This is a genomic window from Paraglaciecola sp. T6c, assembly GCF_000014225.1.
Taxonomy (GTDB): domain Bacteria; phylum Pseudomonadota; class Gammaproteobacteria; order Enterobacterales; family Alteromonadaceae; genus Paraglaciecola; species Paraglaciecola atlantica_A.
Window position 1 is genome coordinate 3,897,167 of record NC_008228.1, and the last position, 14,504, is coordinate 3,911,670.

Annotated in this window: 16 protein-coding genes; 2 read left to right on the forward strand and 14 right to left on the reverse strand. The window is 44.4% G+C overall.

Annotation, left to right across the window (positions count from 1 at the left end; genetic code table 11):
• Positions 1-9: 9 nt before the first annotated feature.
• The 10 genes from PATL_RS16655 to ccmA are packed head-to-tail and all read right to left on the reverse strand — an operon-like array spanning position 10 to position 7,893.
• Positions 10-777, reverse strand: coding sequence for an MlaA family lipoprotein (locus PATL_RS16655; protein ID WP_011575983.1), 768 nt, complete (start codon positions 775-777; stop codon positions 10-12).
• Positions 774-2,075, reverse strand: a complete 1,302-nt coding sequence (ccmI, locus tag PATL_RS16660) for a c-type cytochrome biogenesis protein CcmI (protein ID WP_011575984.1) — start codon at positions 2,073-2,075, stop codon at positions 774-776. Before ccmI ends, PATL_RS16655 begins: the two co-directional genes overlap by 4 nt.
• Complete coding sequence (locus PATL_RS16665; RefSeq protein WP_011575985.1) at positions 2,072-2,521, reverse strand: cytochrome c-type biogenesis protein; 450 nt, start codon at positions 2,519-2,521, stop codon at positions 2,072-2,074. Before PATL_RS16665 ends, ccmI begins: the two co-directional genes overlap by 4 nt.
• Positions 2,518-3,090 carry a redoxin family protein gene (locus PATL_RS16670; RefSeq protein ID WP_011575986.1) on the reverse strand — a complete coding sequence of 191 codons (573 nt, stop codon included), beginning with the start codon at positions 3,088-3,090 and terminating at the stop codon, positions 2,518-2,520. The genes PATL_RS16665 and PATL_RS16670 overlap by 4 nt, the downstream gene beginning before the upstream one ends.
• Positions 3,087-5,120 carry a heme lyase CcmF/NrfE family subunit gene (locus PATL_RS16675; RefSeq protein ID WP_011575987.1) on the reverse strand — a complete coding sequence of 678 codons (2,034 nt, stop codon included), beginning with the start codon at positions 5,118-5,120 and terminating at the stop codon, positions 3,087-3,089. Before PATL_RS16675 ends, PATL_RS16670 begins: the two co-directional genes overlap by 4 nt.
• A gap of 1 nt (position 5,121) precedes the next feature.
• Complete coding sequence (ccmE, locus tag PATL_RS16680) at positions 5,122-5,616, reverse strand: cytochrome c maturation protein CcmE (protein ID WP_011575988.1); 495 nt, start codon at positions 5,614-5,616, stop codon at positions 5,122-5,124.
• Positions 5,613-5,849: a heme exporter protein CcmD gene (gene ccmD, locus PATL_RS16685; protein ID WP_011575989.1), complete on the reverse strand. Its 237-nt coding sequence runs from the start codon at positions 5,847-5,849 to the stop codon at positions 5,613-5,615. Before ccmD ends, ccmE begins: the two co-directional genes overlap by 4 nt.
• Positions 5,850-5,852: 3 nt before the next feature.
• On the reverse strand, positions 5,853-6,599 hold the full coding sequence (locus tag PATL_RS16690; protein WP_011575990.1) for a heme ABC transporter permease: 747 nt from the start codon (positions 6,597-6,599) through the stop codon (positions 5,853-5,855).
• Positions 6,599-7,267 (reverse strand): heme exporter protein CcmB, encoded by a 669-nt coding sequence (ccmB, locus tag PATL_RS16695; RefSeq protein WP_011575991.1) that lies wholly within the window; start codon positions 7,265-7,267, stop codon positions 6,599-6,601. The genes PATL_RS16690 and ccmB overlap by 1 nt, the downstream gene beginning before the upstream one ends.
• On the reverse strand, positions 7,264-7,893 hold the full coding sequence (gene ccmA / locus PATL_RS16700; protein ID WP_041713997.1) for a cytochrome c biogenesis heme-transporting ATPase CcmA: 630 nt from the start codon (positions 7,891-7,893) through the stop codon (positions 7,264-7,266). Before ccmA ends, ccmB begins: the two co-directional genes overlap by 4 nt.
• Positions 7,894-8,526: 633 nt before the next feature.
• Between ccmA and PATL_RS16705 the strand changes: the two genes are divergently transcribed.
• The gene (locus tag PATL_RS16705) at positions 8,527-11,133 is read left to right on the forward strand and encodes a flagellar hook-length control protein FliK (protein ID WP_011575993.1); all 2,607 of its coding nucleotides are present in this window, start codon (positions 8,527-8,529) and stop codon (positions 11,131-11,133) included.
• 31 nt (positions 11,134-11,164) lie between these two features.
• Positions 11,165-11,497 (forward strand): EscU/YscU/HrcU family type III secretion system export apparatus switch protein, encoded by a 333-nt coding sequence (locus tag PATL_RS16710; protein ID WP_011575994.1) that lies wholly within the window; start codon positions 11,165-11,167, stop codon positions 11,495-11,497.
• A 77-nt stretch (positions 11,498-11,574) separates the two neighbouring features.
• On the opposite strand, the gene recA is transcribed toward PATL_RS16710, so the two are convergent.
• From recA to PATL_RS16730, 4 genes are all read right to left on the reverse strand, one after another.
• Positions 11,575-12,606: a recombinase RecA gene (gene recA / locus PATL_RS16715; RefSeq protein ID WP_011575995.1), complete on the reverse strand. Its 1,032-nt coding sequence runs from the start codon at positions 12,604-12,606 to the stop codon at positions 11,575-11,577.
• Positions 12,607-12,943: 337 nt separating this feature from the next.
• Positions 12,944-13,348, reverse strand: a complete 405-nt coding sequence (locus PATL_RS16720; RefSeq protein ID WP_011575996.1) for a GFA family protein — start codon at positions 13,346-13,348, stop codon at positions 12,944-12,946.
• A 48-nt stretch (positions 13,349-13,396) separates the two neighbouring features.
• Entirely contained in the window at positions 13,397-13,768 is a 372-nt protein-coding gene (locus PATL_RS16725; RefSeq protein WP_011575997.1) for a DUF3224 domain-containing protein, read from the reverse strand.
• Positions 13,769-13,872: 104 nt separating this feature from the next.
• Positions 13,873-14,385, reverse strand: a complete 513-nt coding sequence (locus PATL_RS16730) for a CinA family protein (RefSeq protein ID WP_011575998.1) — start codon at positions 14,383-14,385, stop codon at positions 13,873-13,875.
• Between the last annotated feature and the right edge of the window lie 119 nt (positions 14,386-14,504).

The following is a 14,504-nucleotide window of genomic DNA, read 5'->3' on the forward strand; positions in this document are numbered from 1 at the left end:
GATTACCCACTATTCAAGGCTATTCAAGTACGCATCAATATCATCTTCAAGGGCTTCTTCTTCTTGTGTTTTTTCCACTTGGCCGTCTTTTACTTTAAACTCTAAGTTTTGGAAATATGCATTTTTAACGAAGCTGTAAGGATCGGCAGATTGCTCAAGCTGCTGCTCTTGAGACATCAACGTCGCACGACTCTCAAGTACTTTAATACCCGTTCTAAAAGCAGAAAAGTAAAAGTTAAGCGCATCTAGCGGGGTATAGGAAGTATCTACAATGTCCCCTACTCCACTTCGGATGTCGTTAGGTCCTAAGGCAGGTATCATCAAGTAAGGGCCTGTCCCAACGCCCCACTTACCTAATGTTTCACCAAACTCTTCTTCATTGCGAACAAGACCTAATTCGGTTGCTACATCTATCGTACCCAAAAGCCCTACAGTCGAATTTAACAAGAAACGGCCAATACTGATTAACATGCCATCAGGCTTGCCTTGCAATAAGTTGTTCAAAGAGTTGGAAGGCTCTTCAAGATTCAGCGCCGCGTTGAATAACCCAGTACGAGCAAATTGCGGCGTGTAATCAACATAAACCACGGTTACTGGCCGTAGCACGTAGTTATCAAGAATGTCGTAGTTAAAATCCCAAAAGGTACGGTTAACGGATTCAAACGGATCTTTCGGGTCGTTATATTCCTGCGCTTGTTCGTCTGCGCTGTTACTTGACGCACAGCCGCCCAAGGTCAATAACACAAAAAATAGCGAGCCTATTTTTAGTTTATTCACGGTAATTCCTCATTGATTAATATCGTGTATTGTTCGTTTTTCGATTTATTAAGTGTTATCTCTAACGTTCCTTGTAAATCACCGCTTGTTTTCATGACATTGCCAGACTGAGATATTTTAGCCACTAACCGCACCTTTGATAATTGCGACAAGGTTAGCGTAGGCATTACAGCGTTCGCATCTGACAATTCCACCGTAATGGGTAATTCGCCCATAGGCATTTTCACCACTGCTGCTGGCATTTTGCTGCCACCATTTGCATCTTGGGCATAAACAAACAAAAAGCCGTCTTGCGGTATTTTACCAGTCAGTGGCTTATCTAGGGTAACGTTAACACTCACCATTACAGGCACGCTATCAGGCTCTGCTGCTGAAGAGTTTTTATCTGCTGATGGCACCACACCCGCTAAAGGCTCTTGTTTAATCAGCGATTCCGGTGTGACTGCGGCATTCCCTTGTAACTGGGCTATTTGCGCTTCGATTGATTGATATATCGGCGCCTCTTTAGGCACAAATGCTTTTAATCGCTGCCAGGTTTCAATTGCTAGTTCTTTGTCACCTTGTTGGGTAGCCGCCATCGCCAACATACCCAATGCCCCGGTGTTTTGTGGATCCAACTGTAATATGCGATTCAAATACACTTTTGCCTGTGCGAGATAACTTTCTTGATTCACCATTAATAGCATTTGGCTGTAACTGGCTAGCGTTTCGACATTGTCAGGTTCAATTGCAAGTGCTCGCTCAAAGGCATCCATCGCGCTTTCAACACGATTAGTAGCCACATATACACGGCCAAGTAGCGTCCAACCTATGGCATCATTTTCACTGCTAGTAAGCTTAGTTCTTAACCCCAGCGCGAACTGCTGCAGATCTTCTTCGGTGACTGAGGCGTCACCTTGCGTCACAATGCGCTCAGCCAATTCCGGTAGCTGTGCTTTGGCATCTTGCCAGTTATTCAATGCTGATACATTGTTCACCTGAAAGTACAATACAGCGACTGTGACCACACTTAGCAAACCACCAATAAGCAATACACCGCGAGCGGAGGTAGCATTCTGAGCCTGTGAGTCTTGCTCGTCGAGTAAAGCAATTTTCAGATCTTTCTCTGTTTCTAATCGGTCTTCATGACTTAGCAAGCCTTCGTGCTCTTCCCGTTCCAGCTCAATCAAGCGTTGCCGAATTAAACGGGTATTAGTCAATGTATCTTGGCGTTTTCGCCCTTCTACTAACCAGGGAAATACAACGAAACCCGCCGCTACGAGTAACAAAACGATCCCCGTTATCCAAAATACGCTCACTTATCTTCCTCCAGCAACTTTTCCGCGGCTTGCAGCTTATTCTCATCTTGGCTTACTGGCTTTTGCTGGCGACTGCGCACAACAAAAACAATGCCGAAACAGACAAAAAACGCCGGCAATAACCATAACCAAACCGTAGTGGCGTTCACAGGCGGCTGATAATAAACAAAGTCGCCATAACGCTGCTTCATATAATCAATAATTTGCTCGCGAGATTGCCCTTCATTGACTAGCTGATACACCTTACGGCGCAGGTCAGCAGCAATCATGGCGTCTGAATCCGCGATATTTTGGTTTTGACACATAGGACAGCGCAGCTCTTTGGTTAATTCAAAGAACAACGCACTTTGCGCATCGGTTTCAAACTGGTAGGTTTCTTCACTGGCAAAGATTGAGGTACTTAGCACAGTGAACAGTGCCAAGATAAGAAATTTAAAACGTATCATTCAGCAATCAACTCCTGATATACAGACTCAAACTTGTTCTGCCACACTCTAGGGTTAATATCGCCAATGTGGTGTAAACGCACTTTACCTTGTTTGTCGATTAAGAAAGTCTCAGGAGCACCCGTAACACCTAAATCTAATGATAGGTCACGCTTTACATCAAAAATATTGTAGGCGTAAGGATCACCTAATTGACCAAGTTTCTGCTCAACTTCTTGCTGCACTCTTTCGACGGTTTTAATGCCAAAATCTGGGTCAATATCCTGATCGTAATACAAACCGACTATGTGTTTACCCTCGTTTTTTAACTGTTCTAAAAACGGAATTTCCACAGCGCAGGTAACGCACCACACGCCCCACACGTTAAGCAGGGTTACCTTGCCCACAAACACTTCTGTGGTGTAGGTTAAATCGGTATCCATTAGATCAGGCAATACAAAACTCGGAACGGGTTTGTTCAACAAGGTTGATTCGTGCTCTCTTGGGTTACTAAACAACCCTTGAAATAAAAATATCGCTAAGCCCACAAACAGAATTAAAGGCAATACGAATAACGAAATCTTTCTCATGATTGAGACTCCACTGCATCTTGAGAAGCTGGCACCTGTGGCGCGTTCAGTTTTGTTTGGTCTTTAGCAACTTTCTTGCTAGCTAGTTTCTGCATGCGATAACGCTTATCTGAGATAGACAAAATGCCACCAAATCCCATGATGAAAGCGCCGGCCCAAATCCAATTTACAAACGGTTTTACGTAGATGCGCAAAGCCCAATCGCCATCGTCAAGTTGCTCGCCAAGTGCGACAAACAAGTCGCGGTGAATATTTGAATCAATTCCTGCCTCTGTCATCACATTGCGCTGCACGGTATAAATCCGTTTTTCAGCTTCCAGGCTAGCGACTACTTCACCGTCTTGTTTCGCCACTACATGCGCTTGATAGCCAGTGTAATTAGGCCCTTTAACATTACTTACACCCTTAAAGGTAAAGTCATAACCCATGAGTTGGACGGTTTCGCCATACGCCATACGCACGTGTTTTTCTTGGTTATAGTTACTTACTAAAGTGATACCAATAATACTGACAGCGAAGCCCAAGTGGCCGACCACCATGCCCCAATGGCTAGGCGTCAGTTTAGCCAAGGCCGAGAAAATCGGTTGTTGTGACAGTTTTTTATCAGCATTAATTCGCTGGTGTATTTCCATGATCGTAGTGACCACGATCCAGAATCCCATAACCATGCCTAACGCCGCCATATAGGATGTCTGCTCAAAATTCGCAGTCACCAAGATAGCAGCGGACAAGCTCAGTCCAAACGCGAGCAATAACTGTTTATACAGCGCCGAGGGAGCCTGATTCTTCCAGCGTGACAATGGCCCGATGCCCATCAGTAATACAAAGGGCACAATCAAATAGCTAAACATTTGGTTAAAGAAAGGCGCGCCAATAGAAATAGACCCCAGACCTAACTCTTTGTGCACTAATGGTAAAAGTGTTCCTAATAACACCACCAAGCAGGCCGCGGTCAGAAAGACGTTGTTTCCAGCGAGCATCACCTCACGGGAGAATAATTTGTAACGTCCTGCGCCTTTAAGTTGTGGTGCACGGATTGCGAACAGTAAAAGAGATCCGCCAATCACCACAACAAGTAAACCTAAAATAAAGAGACCTCGACTTGGGTCACTGGCAAAAGAGTGCACAGACACCAAAATACCCGAGCGCACTAAAAATGTACCAAGTAGGCTTAACGAGAACGCAGCAATAGCCAGTAAAACAGTCCATGATTTAAACACTTTGCGCTTCTCGGTTACCGCTAAGCTGTGCATTAACGCGGTACCTACGAGCCACGGCATAAATGAGGCGTTTTCAACAGGATCCCAAAACCACCAACCGCCCCAGCCAAGTTCATAATAAGCCCACCAACTACCTAGGGCGATCCCTACGGTGAGAAATGACCATGCAGCAATAGTCCAAGGGCGAGACCAACGGGCCCACGTTGAATCTAACTGACCAGAAATCAATGCGGCTAAGGCGAAAGCGAAAGCCACAGAAAACCCAACATACCCCATGTACAGCATAGGCGGATGAATTATCATGCCGAAGTCTTGAAGAAGCGGGTTTAGATCACGCCCATCAACAGGATAAAACGGGAGTAATACATCAAATGGATTCGATGTAAGCAACATAAACAAGTAGAAACCAATCGCTACCATGCCAAGAATAGACAAAACGCGAGCCACCATTTTCAGCTCTATCGCTTTACTAAACAACGCGACAGCGACGGTCCAAATCGAAAAGATCATTACCCACAGCAAGAATGAGCCTTCATGCCCGCCCCATACGGCAGTGTATTTATACACAAGCGGCAAGGTACTGTTAGAGGTGCTCGCCACGTACGCCAAGCTGAAATCGTCGTGTACAAATGCCCACGTTAAACAAATATACGCAACTAGGGTAAACGCAAACATACCGATGGCCAGCGGTTTGGCCATTTGCATCAGTTTTAAGTGGTCTTTTTGTGCGCCCCACAAAGGATAAATAGCGAGTGATATAGCCATGAGTAACGCTAAGACCAGTGAAATATTACCTAATTCAGCCACCATATCAGCCACTCACCTTTGGCGTTGAGTAAGCCTGCTCTGGCTTCACATGTTTGATGCCTTTCATTTTTTCTGCTAACTCAGGTGGCATGTATTCTTCGTCGTGCTTAGCCAGCACTTCATGTGCTTCAATGTGATTTTCGGCGGTTAAAACGCCCGTGGCGACGATGCCCTGACCTTCACGGAACAAATCTGGTAGTAAACCTTGGTAGCTCACTGTCACGATTGGACCTGTGTCGATTAAATCAAAACTCACCGCTAAACTTTCGTTGTCACGCTTAACCGAACCGGGAACGACCATGCCTCCGATACGCAAACGCTGCCCCACTTGAGGAACTTCTGTTACTTGGCCTATTTGCTTGCCGTCGATAACTTCCGAAGGTGTGTAAAACAGATCAATGTTTTGACTCAGGGCATAAAGCATTAAGCCAATTGCTGCGCCGATTACCAATACGATAGCGGATATCACTATCAGGCGTTTTTGACGTCTAGGATTCATTTTTTTTCTTCCTCGTTTTGTAGCGACGCTTGCGCTGCTGCAGTAGCCTTCGCCGCTTTAATACGTGTTTTTCGGGCCTGCTCTTTTTCTACGGCATTAAACAATTGCTTTTTTTGGCGAACTGCATCAAAAGCGAGAATAGCGAGAGCCAATAAACTAACGCCGAAAGACAGCCACACGTAGAATCCGTAGCCGCCCATATCTAAAAATGCACTGACACTTTCAAATTGCATGCCTTACTTCCTCTTCGTTTCAGTAACTAACGATTGAACCCAAGGGCGATGCAGCTCACGACGTAATATTTCGTTCTGTAAACGTCGAATAAATATTGCGCCCATCACCAAAGCCAGTCCCACGATGCTGATCAACAAAGGCCAGAGCATTTCAGGCGCTACGGATGGCTTATCGAATTTAGTGATACTCGCGCCCTGGTGTAAGGTATTCCACCATTCCACGGAAAAATGAATAATCGGCAAATTGATTACGCCTACCAGTGCCATCACACCTGCGGCTTTGCCTGCTTGCTGCTTATCCTCAAATGAGGCATACAAGGAAATAACGCCTAAGTACAAAAATAACAAAATCAACTCAGAGGTTAAGCGCGCATCCCACACCCACCAAGTGCCCCACATGGGTTTCCCCCAAGCAGCGCCGGTGAACAATGCGATAAAGGTTACCACTGCACCAATTGGCGCGAGCGCTATCATGGCCATAAATGCGGTACGCACCTGCCAGACTAAACCGATAAAAGCTGAAATCGCCATCGCACTGTATGCACCCATCGATAAGATCGCGCTAGGCACGTGAATATAGATTATGCGAAAGGAATCCCCTTGCTGGTAATCAGAGGGAGCAAAAGCAAGGCCCCATATCATCCCAACGCTAAAAGAGATAAGCGATGAAGTGACAAACCAAGGGAGTAAGCGCTCACATAGCTGGTATGCATTTTGGGTTTTCGCATAAGGATGTAACCATTTCCACATCAGTTTTGACTCACTCGTAATGCGTAGGCAATAGCGAAGGGCGCCAAAGCCAAGGAGATTAATAACATTGCACCAATAATGGCTAATTGGGCCGTATACGGTAATTGTAATGACGCAGCTTCTACCGCTGCAGTAGCAAAAATCAATAATGGAATAAACACCGGCAACAGCAGCAGTGCTAATAACACGCCCCCTCGATTAAGCCCTAGGGTTAATCCGACGGCAATGGCGCCCACTAAACTCAATAAAGGCGTACCCAATAAAAGTGTACTTAACAACGCCCAATACATAGATTCAGTTAAATTTAAAAAAAGCGCCAAAAGAGGTGATAACAACAAAAGCGGTACGATACTGGTGAGCCAATGGGTAAACACTTTAACCAGCACCACAAACGGCAGCGGCGTCGCCGACAACATTATTTGCTCAAGTGAACCATCATTATAATCATCTTTAAACAAACGCTCCATACCCAGCAATGATGACAAGATCGCTGCAACCCATATCACACCAGGCCCAACCTTTTGCAATGTAGCTGGGTTTGGCCCTATGCCTAACGGAAACAAACTTATTACCAAAATGAAAAACATCATTGGCTGCATCAGCTCTGAACGCTGGCGATAGGCTAAAGCCAAATCGCGTGAGAATATCGCTTTTAATGCAATGCTCATATGCGATATTCCAACTGTAACTCTTTTGTTGGGTAATCCACCTCTAACGCTTGATGAGATGTCATGACCACACACCCATCTTGCTGCAAATGCTGAATAATTCGAGCGTTTAACAGCGCAATCCCTTGTACGTCTAGTGCAGTGAATGGTTCATCTAATATCCATACGGTGGCAGTGGTTTTTAACCAAAATCTCGCTAATGCAACACGCCTTTGCTGCCCTGCCGATAAATTACTTACCCGCACATCTTCTAAACCCACTAACCCTAGTACACCCAATACATTGTATATTGCGTTTTCACTGGTCATTACATTGTGTTGGCAACACCAATACATTAAATTCTCAAGTGGATTTAAACTGCGATTTATGCCCAAAGCATGACCAAAATAGAGTAAGTCACTTTGGTAAGCCTCACGATTTTGCATAATGTTTTGCCCGCGGTACGCAACCGAGCCGCTGTCAGCGTTTACTAATCCGGTTAATACTCTCAATAGACTTGTTTTGCCCGCACCATTTGGCCCCTTGACATACATCAAATCACCCGCAGAAACAGATATATTTATCTCATCAAACAGCAACCTATCGCGCTTTGAAACAGATAATTGATGAGCAGAAAGTAGCGGCAAAGCAGTCCCTAGATAAACAAATAGTTAGACAAAAAAACGCCGCGATAATACCACAGCCCAACAATCTGGAATACTCAGAAAATCAAATAAGTCGTATCAATTCATGTACTAAAGTTGTCATTTTAGGGTACTAAAGAATGATTCTTATAAAAATGCCAGAGCTTTGATAACAATATGAACGGCAGTAATGCGCCCCCTAGGTGATACGCATCAGCCATAGTGTGTTCATAATGAAAAAACGCTGATAATTCCCGTGCTATTGCAAAACTAAAAGACGCGCTAAGCCTACAGTTTTGGATTAATACCATTACACGTTAATAAGCGATCACTCAGCGATAGTGTAAAAGGCTTAAACAAGGCGCATGACTGGCCGCTCTTTATTAAAAGACAACTGGTTCTCTTTCGACGTCATGCAACACATGTGTGAGTCCTTTTAAAACTCGCCTAAAAGGAATGCTACAGCAGCTTTTGCTCTGTGTTTTCACTATTTGAAAGGGAACAACCATTACTGCATAGTGACACCTTAATCTAAACCGCTGGACGCATTCTGATGCGGCACTTATTGATGCGGAGTGGTATAAGAGCATGCTACATTTAGATTAATATTATTCGCTAACAGCCGATAAACGATATATGTCAGATAGCCCCCCTATTTCCTCAACGCAGACGACGCAAGCTACTCACCCAGCTAAGGTCGCGCCAAGTACCAGTGGGCATAGTTCTGAGGCTATCATTAAGCAAGTATCACCTGCCCTTGTGACGGTCAGCTCGACGGCGCAAGGTCAGCCTGTTGCGCTCGCAACAAATGAGATTAAAGGTCAACTCGATCCGAAGTTGCGCTATAACGTTAGTGTTACCATTGATGTTGCAAACACGGCAACCTCTACTAAGGCGACGCCGCAAGTATCCACCGCAGCTTCATTGTCATCAGTTCAGCCCTCAACCGAATCTCAGCCTAAAGCGGCGCCTCAACCCGCTATAGGCACTCGACCCACTGTAGGCACTCAACAAGCGACTAGCACTCCAATTCTGCTATTTACCAGCACTCAAACAACAAGCGCCAAGCAAACCAATGCAACGATAAGCAGTCAACAACTAGAACGAGTTTTAAGCTTACCACCTGGCCAAATACAGGCTGCTCGCATTCCTCCGACATTATTGAGCACTCAAGCTCAAGTCGTCGCAATCGATGCTAAGTTAACAACATTGACGTTTACAAGCTCAGCTACTCAGCAAAGTTCCAGTGTAAGTTTATCTACCTCTTCCCCAGCCCCTAATCCTTTCAGAAATGGGGAAATACTTAATGTGCAGCTTAAACCGGTTGGCAACCAGTGGCAGATTTTACTTAATAGTCTTAACACTGGTTCTCAAAGCATTATCACCAACGTCACTAATGATCAGATCTCGCCGCTGCTTAAACAAATGCTTGTTGATGCAGCCTCAAAGACGCCAGTGCAAGGCAATACGTTACAACCTCGACAGAATACTCTCCCCTTTAATCAAAACTCGCCTCAAATAGTAATTGATAGCAAGGCATTGGGTCGCGCTCTGACATCGACAGCACCCCTGATACGCGACGCGAATATCGGCGCAAATACTTCACAGTCGAATGTGAGTACTTCCCAGAATATTAAAAACAATCCTCTATTAATGACGGCGTTACAAAGCTCTATCGCAACAAAATTACATTTGGCGATAAATAAAGATGGTGGGGCGGTTATTCAAAATATCGATGAGCTGAATTCAGTAACCACGAAACCGTCAGCCCAGATACAGATAACTGGAAAAAATATCGACAGCATTGCAACACTGTTAAAAACACTAAATGTCCCCGTCGACGCGCAAACACACAGAGCACTACTACTTATTGCGAGCAACAGCGCGCAAAGGTCAGCCGCTCCTATCATAGATCCTTTGTTAAATCAGTCTCTAGATAGGAAAAATTTAGAGCTGCCTTCAAATCACCAGCCAATAAATAGGTCACAAAGCCATATCTCAAAGTTAGCAGGATCTGCTGCTTCATCCTTTCGCCAGGGAATAAATCAATTTCTGAACAACATAACGGGCGATCAGCAAGCTACTGCAAAGGCGATAAACTCTGAGACAGCCAGTACCATTCTATCCAATGGCAGTAAGCCTGATAGCGTTTCAAAATCCACAGCAATACACTCTACTGATAGCACAACGGCTAAAACTCCACCAATTGGCAGACAAGCTGGGACTTCAGTAAACAATGAACAGGTTGATAAAGCGAATATTGTCGCCCCGCAAATGACACCGAAGGTTAAAGCGCAAGCGATAGAAGTGCTGCATTCGTTATTGCGCGTTGTGCAAGCAAGAGCTGAGCAGCCCAGTGAATCATTAACCAGAATAGCCAGTGCGCTAAACGATACGCAGTTTATTGAGGAGCCAGGGGTAAAAGGTCTTAAAGAACATGTACTGGAACAAATAAAACAAAATATACCTCAAGGTAAAGAGCAGGACGCTAATCAAATACGTCAGCTATTAACAAACCAAGCACTGAGTTTAAGTGCAACGCAAATTGTTAGCCCTGTTTCAGGGCAAGGCATGCTCAGCGGCTTAGTAACGTTAATTCAAATATCTCTGGCATCACGCTTTGCGCGCAACCAACCTCACCAAAGCGAGAAACTTTCCAAAGGGATTAATTCTCTTTTTAGTTCTGAATCGAGCGCGGGTTCTGGCAAAACGAATAGCAGCGCACCAGTCAGTTCAAAGGGGTTGAATGAGTTTGCTCAGCTAGAACAGAAGCATCAAATCTTGCGAGAAATAAGCCGTTTATTTGCTGGTCATCAAAGTAGTAAAATTGGCAACGCCGAGCAACTCCTGCAAGGTCAAGACAGTTTTTACTACACCTTGCCCTCTGCGTTTGGCAATAAGTTGCAAGATATCGAGTTATTAGTCAGGCGTGAGAGTGATTCAAGAGAAGACGGGAAAGAGGATGCAAACGACAACAATCGAATTTGGCATTTGACCATGAAATTAAGTGCTGGTGATTTAGGGGAATTGTTGACCAAGGCCAAATTGCGTCAAGGTACACTAGAGTTAGACTTTTATACTTCTAATGAGCAAACCAAACACCAAGTAATGAATTACTTACCTCTATTTAATAAACGCCTGACTGCGTTAGGAATAGAAGTCACCAAAACTCAGTGCCAATTAGGAAAAATTCCTGACACGTTACGTCAACGACCTTATCACCTACTGCAGACTAAAGTTTAGTCACGCTAATTCGAATTTAAATAGGTATCCCGTGACCGATAATACAAATAAAGACAACTCGAAAGCCAGAAGTGCTGTCGCACTGAAACACCATGAAGGTGATAAAAAAAATGCGCCTCAGGTAGTTGCAAAAGGGTTCGGCGACTTAGCAGATGAAATCATAACGCTGGCGAAAGAAAGCGGCGTGTTGATCCATGAAGATCCGTACTTAAGTGAATTTTTAGCGAGTTTAGATTTAGGTCAAGAAATACCAGAAGAGCTATACCACGTGATTGCCGAACTCATCAGCTTCTCCTACGTTCTGCAGGGAAAATTCCCAGAGAGCTGGGCGAAAGACTATAACAAGGTGTCCAAGCAGGTTTGATCGAATTATTTTTCTGTCAACATCAATAATATAATAAAAACCGCCAAGTGGCGGTTTTTATTGAATACAAGCTCTACTTATTCTTCGTCAGCTTTTGCAGGCTCTTCTGCTTTAACGGTTTTCTTTAATAGCAGTTCAGCGCGCAGCTTTTGCTCAATGTCGTTAGACATCTCGGTATGCTCTTTAAGGTATTTAACCACGTTAGCTTTACCCTGACCGATGCGTTCGCCATTGTAGCTGTACCAAGCGCCCGCTTTCTCAACAAGCTTCTGCTTAACGCCTAAATCAATCAATTCGGCTTCTTTACAGATCCCTTGACCGTACATGATCTGGAACTCAGCTTGTTTAAATGGCGGAGCCACTTTGTTTTTAACCACTTTCACCCGAGTTTCATTACCGACTACTTCATCACCGTCTTTAATCGCACCGATACGGCGAATATCTAAACGTACTGAAGCGTAAAACTTAAGTGCGTTACCACCAGTAGTTGTTTCAGGTGAACCAAACATCACACCAATTTTCATACGAATCTGGTTAATGAATATGACTAAGGTGTTCGAACGCTTAATGTTACCCGTTAGCTTACGCAAGGCTTGTGACATCAAACGGGCTTGCAAGCCAACGTGTGAATCTCCCATGTCGCCTTCGATTTCCGCTTTTGGTGTCAATGCCGCTACAGAATCGACTACAACCACATCAACTGCGCCTGAGCGAACTAACATGTCACAAATCTCTAACGCTTGTTCACCAGTGTCCGGCTGTGACACTAACAAATCATCAATGTTAACACCCAACTTACCAGCATAAATTGGATCAAGCGCATGCTCAGCATCAACAAACGCGCAAGTTTTGCCCATTTTTTGCGCTTCAGCAATAGCTTGTAAGGTAAGCGTGGTTTTACCTGATGATTCAGGTCCGTATATTTCAACCACACGTCCACACGGTAAGCCGCCTATGCCTAAGGCGATATCTATAGTAAGAGACCCAGTAGAAATCGCTTCAATATCCATTGCTTGGTTGTCACCCAAGCGCATGATTGCGCCTTTACCGAATTGCTTTTCGATTTGACCAAGAGCGGCGGTTAGCGCGCGAGTTTTGTTATCGTCCATCAGTATGTCCTATGGTTCAGCCCGTGCACTTACACTTGGTTAAAGTCTAAATCGACACAGATAATTGAAATTATATGGGCGTAGTATACTGTACAACCATACAGTTACAAGTCACTTTATGAAAATATTAACAAAGGATGAGTTTACCTTTATGTAAAGGTACGGCTTATAGAGTAACAGCTTATCAAGGCACAGAAGCTGCGAGCACTGTGAGACAGCATCAGGGTCGTAATCGCAGAGTCGTTGAATTTTAGTGTTCAAGTTCCTTTATTGCAATGCTGTCTAAGGTTTTGTCTATGTATATCTTTTACGTGCTAATTTCCGCTCACGCATTTAGTTACTTAGGCATCGAATCGAACTTCTTGCATACTGTAACTGAGTCAAACCATGGAGCTCGTTCAGTATAAAAAATCTGACTCTGAGGTTGAATATTAGGTTCACAATCTAAGCTGCCAGCAGGCACAACCAACGCTTTACCAGACAAAGACTTATAAGGTACAGCGCTACCACATTCACCACAGAACGCATTGGAAATGCTACGTCCAGCAACGTTAAAGCGCATGATGAGGGCCTCTCCAGTGAGCCATTTAATATTGTCAACATCTGTAAACAGGTTTGCCGCATATGCCGAGCCAGTTGCCTTTTGACATTGCGTACAATGGCATAAGTGGAATTGACTAAAATTATTTTCGCATGCGTACGTCACTCGATTGCACAAACAGCTACCTAATACTTGCTTCATTAGCTTCTCATCAATTATTTTTGAATAAATTTAAATAAAGGAAACGAGCTACAGTTCAAAATCTAATTCGTAACTATGTTTTCCGTCTTGCTGGATGATCCGCATCGCGCCCTTTAACCCAGCCAAATCGCCGCTGGCCGAACCTTCCAACACTGAAATATTCAGAGATTGTGTTTCAGCTGACATGTTACCATTATGCAATAAAGAAAACGTCCCAGCCCTGCCCTTGAGCGTTCCTTCAAACTCTTCAATTGCAAAATATACTGCAACACCATTGTCTGTGCGCTTACTGATCATTTGCCCTAGCCCTTTGCCTGCCAAACCCCCTTGGTAGGTTTTATTAATTACCATACGTCCAGCGGGCGCTGCCTCGTCTTCTTGTGGTGTTAAGTCCACCTCAAAAGTGCCTGTTGCGATCAAAATTAACTCCTTATCTGAATATTGCTAACGCTTAAAGAGCGCCTTTTTATCTAATATAATAGCGAAAGGTTAAATCCTACTTCCTTTGCTACAGTGGGAGTAATTTACCGTTTCCCGCCCGAAGATAATGACTCTGCTTTACAATGTATGACTAACTGATTCAGTGCATACTCAATAGCTCGGGCCCTCACCTGATGCCGATCCCCCGTAAAACACTGGCAAGACGTTGTGACCTCCCCATTTACCGAAAAACCGAACCAAACGGTACCGACAGGTTTTTCTACACTTCCGCCATCAGGCCCGGCAATTCCGCTGACCGACACAGCAACATTTGATCCAGCGGCTTTAGACGCTCCCGCCGCCATCTGTTGCACCACCGCTTGAGACACAGCGCCATGCTCGTTTAAGGTTTGCTCGCTCACGCCCAACATAACTTGCTTTGCTTCGTTTGAATAAGTGATATAACCACTTTTAAACCAGCTTGAGCTTCCAGATGTACTTGTGATGGCGTATCCTATGCCCCCTCCAGTGCATGACTCAGCACAGGTAACACTCCAGCCTAGTCGCTGCAGATGTTCACCAAGTTGTTGTGCCAATTGAATTGAATTGTTTGTCATAATTTACATCCATACAGGGTTATTTGACGCGCTGAAAAATATTCAGCGAATACTATAAGCATGCCAAACAATGATCACTAAACAAAGCGTTAAAATTACATCGCGATCCCGATAAGAGT

Coding starts and splice junctions, on each gene's coding strand:
- PATL_RS16720 (WP_011575996.1), bottom strand. CDS start 13,348: ATGAAGCAAGTATTAGGTAGCTGTTTGTGCAATCGAGTGACGTACGCA.
- PATL_RS16675 (WP_011575987.1), bottom strand. CDS start 5,120: ATGGTGGCTGAATTAGGTAATATTTCACTGGTCTTAGCGTTACTCATG.
- PATL_RS16665 (WP_011575985.1), bottom strand. CDS start 2,521: ATGATACGTTTTAAATTTCTTATCTTGGCACTGTTCACTGTGCTAAGT.
- ccmB (WP_011575991.1), bottom strand. CDS start 7,267: ATGAGCATTGCATTAAAAGCGATATTCTCACGCGATTTGGCTTTAGCC.
- PATL_RS16670 (WP_011575986.1), bottom strand. CDS start 3,090: ATGAGAAAGATTTCGTTATTCGTATTGCCTTTAATTCTGTTTGTGGGC.
- PATL_RS16705 (WP_011575993.1), top strand. CDS start 8,527: ATGTCAGATAGCCCCCCTATTTCCTCAACGCAGACGACGCAAGCTACT.
- recA (WP_011575995.1), bottom strand. CDS start 12,606: ATGGACGATAACAAAACTCGCGCGCTAACCGCCGCTCTTGGTCAAATC.
- PATL_RS16730 (WP_011575998.1), bottom strand. CDS start 14,385: ATGACAAACAATTCAATTCAATTGGCACAACAACTTGGTGAACATCTG.
- ccmE (WP_011575988.1), bottom strand. CDS start 5,616: ATGAATCCTAGACGTCAAAAACGCCTGATAGTGATATCCGCTATCGTA.
- ccmD (WP_011575989.1), bottom strand. CDS start 5,849: ATGCAATTTGAAAGTGTCAGTGCATTTTTAGATATGGGCGGCTACGGA.
- PATL_RS16690 (WP_011575990.1), bottom strand. CDS start 6,599: ATGTGGAAATGGTTACATCCTTATGCGAAAACCCAAAATGCATACCAG.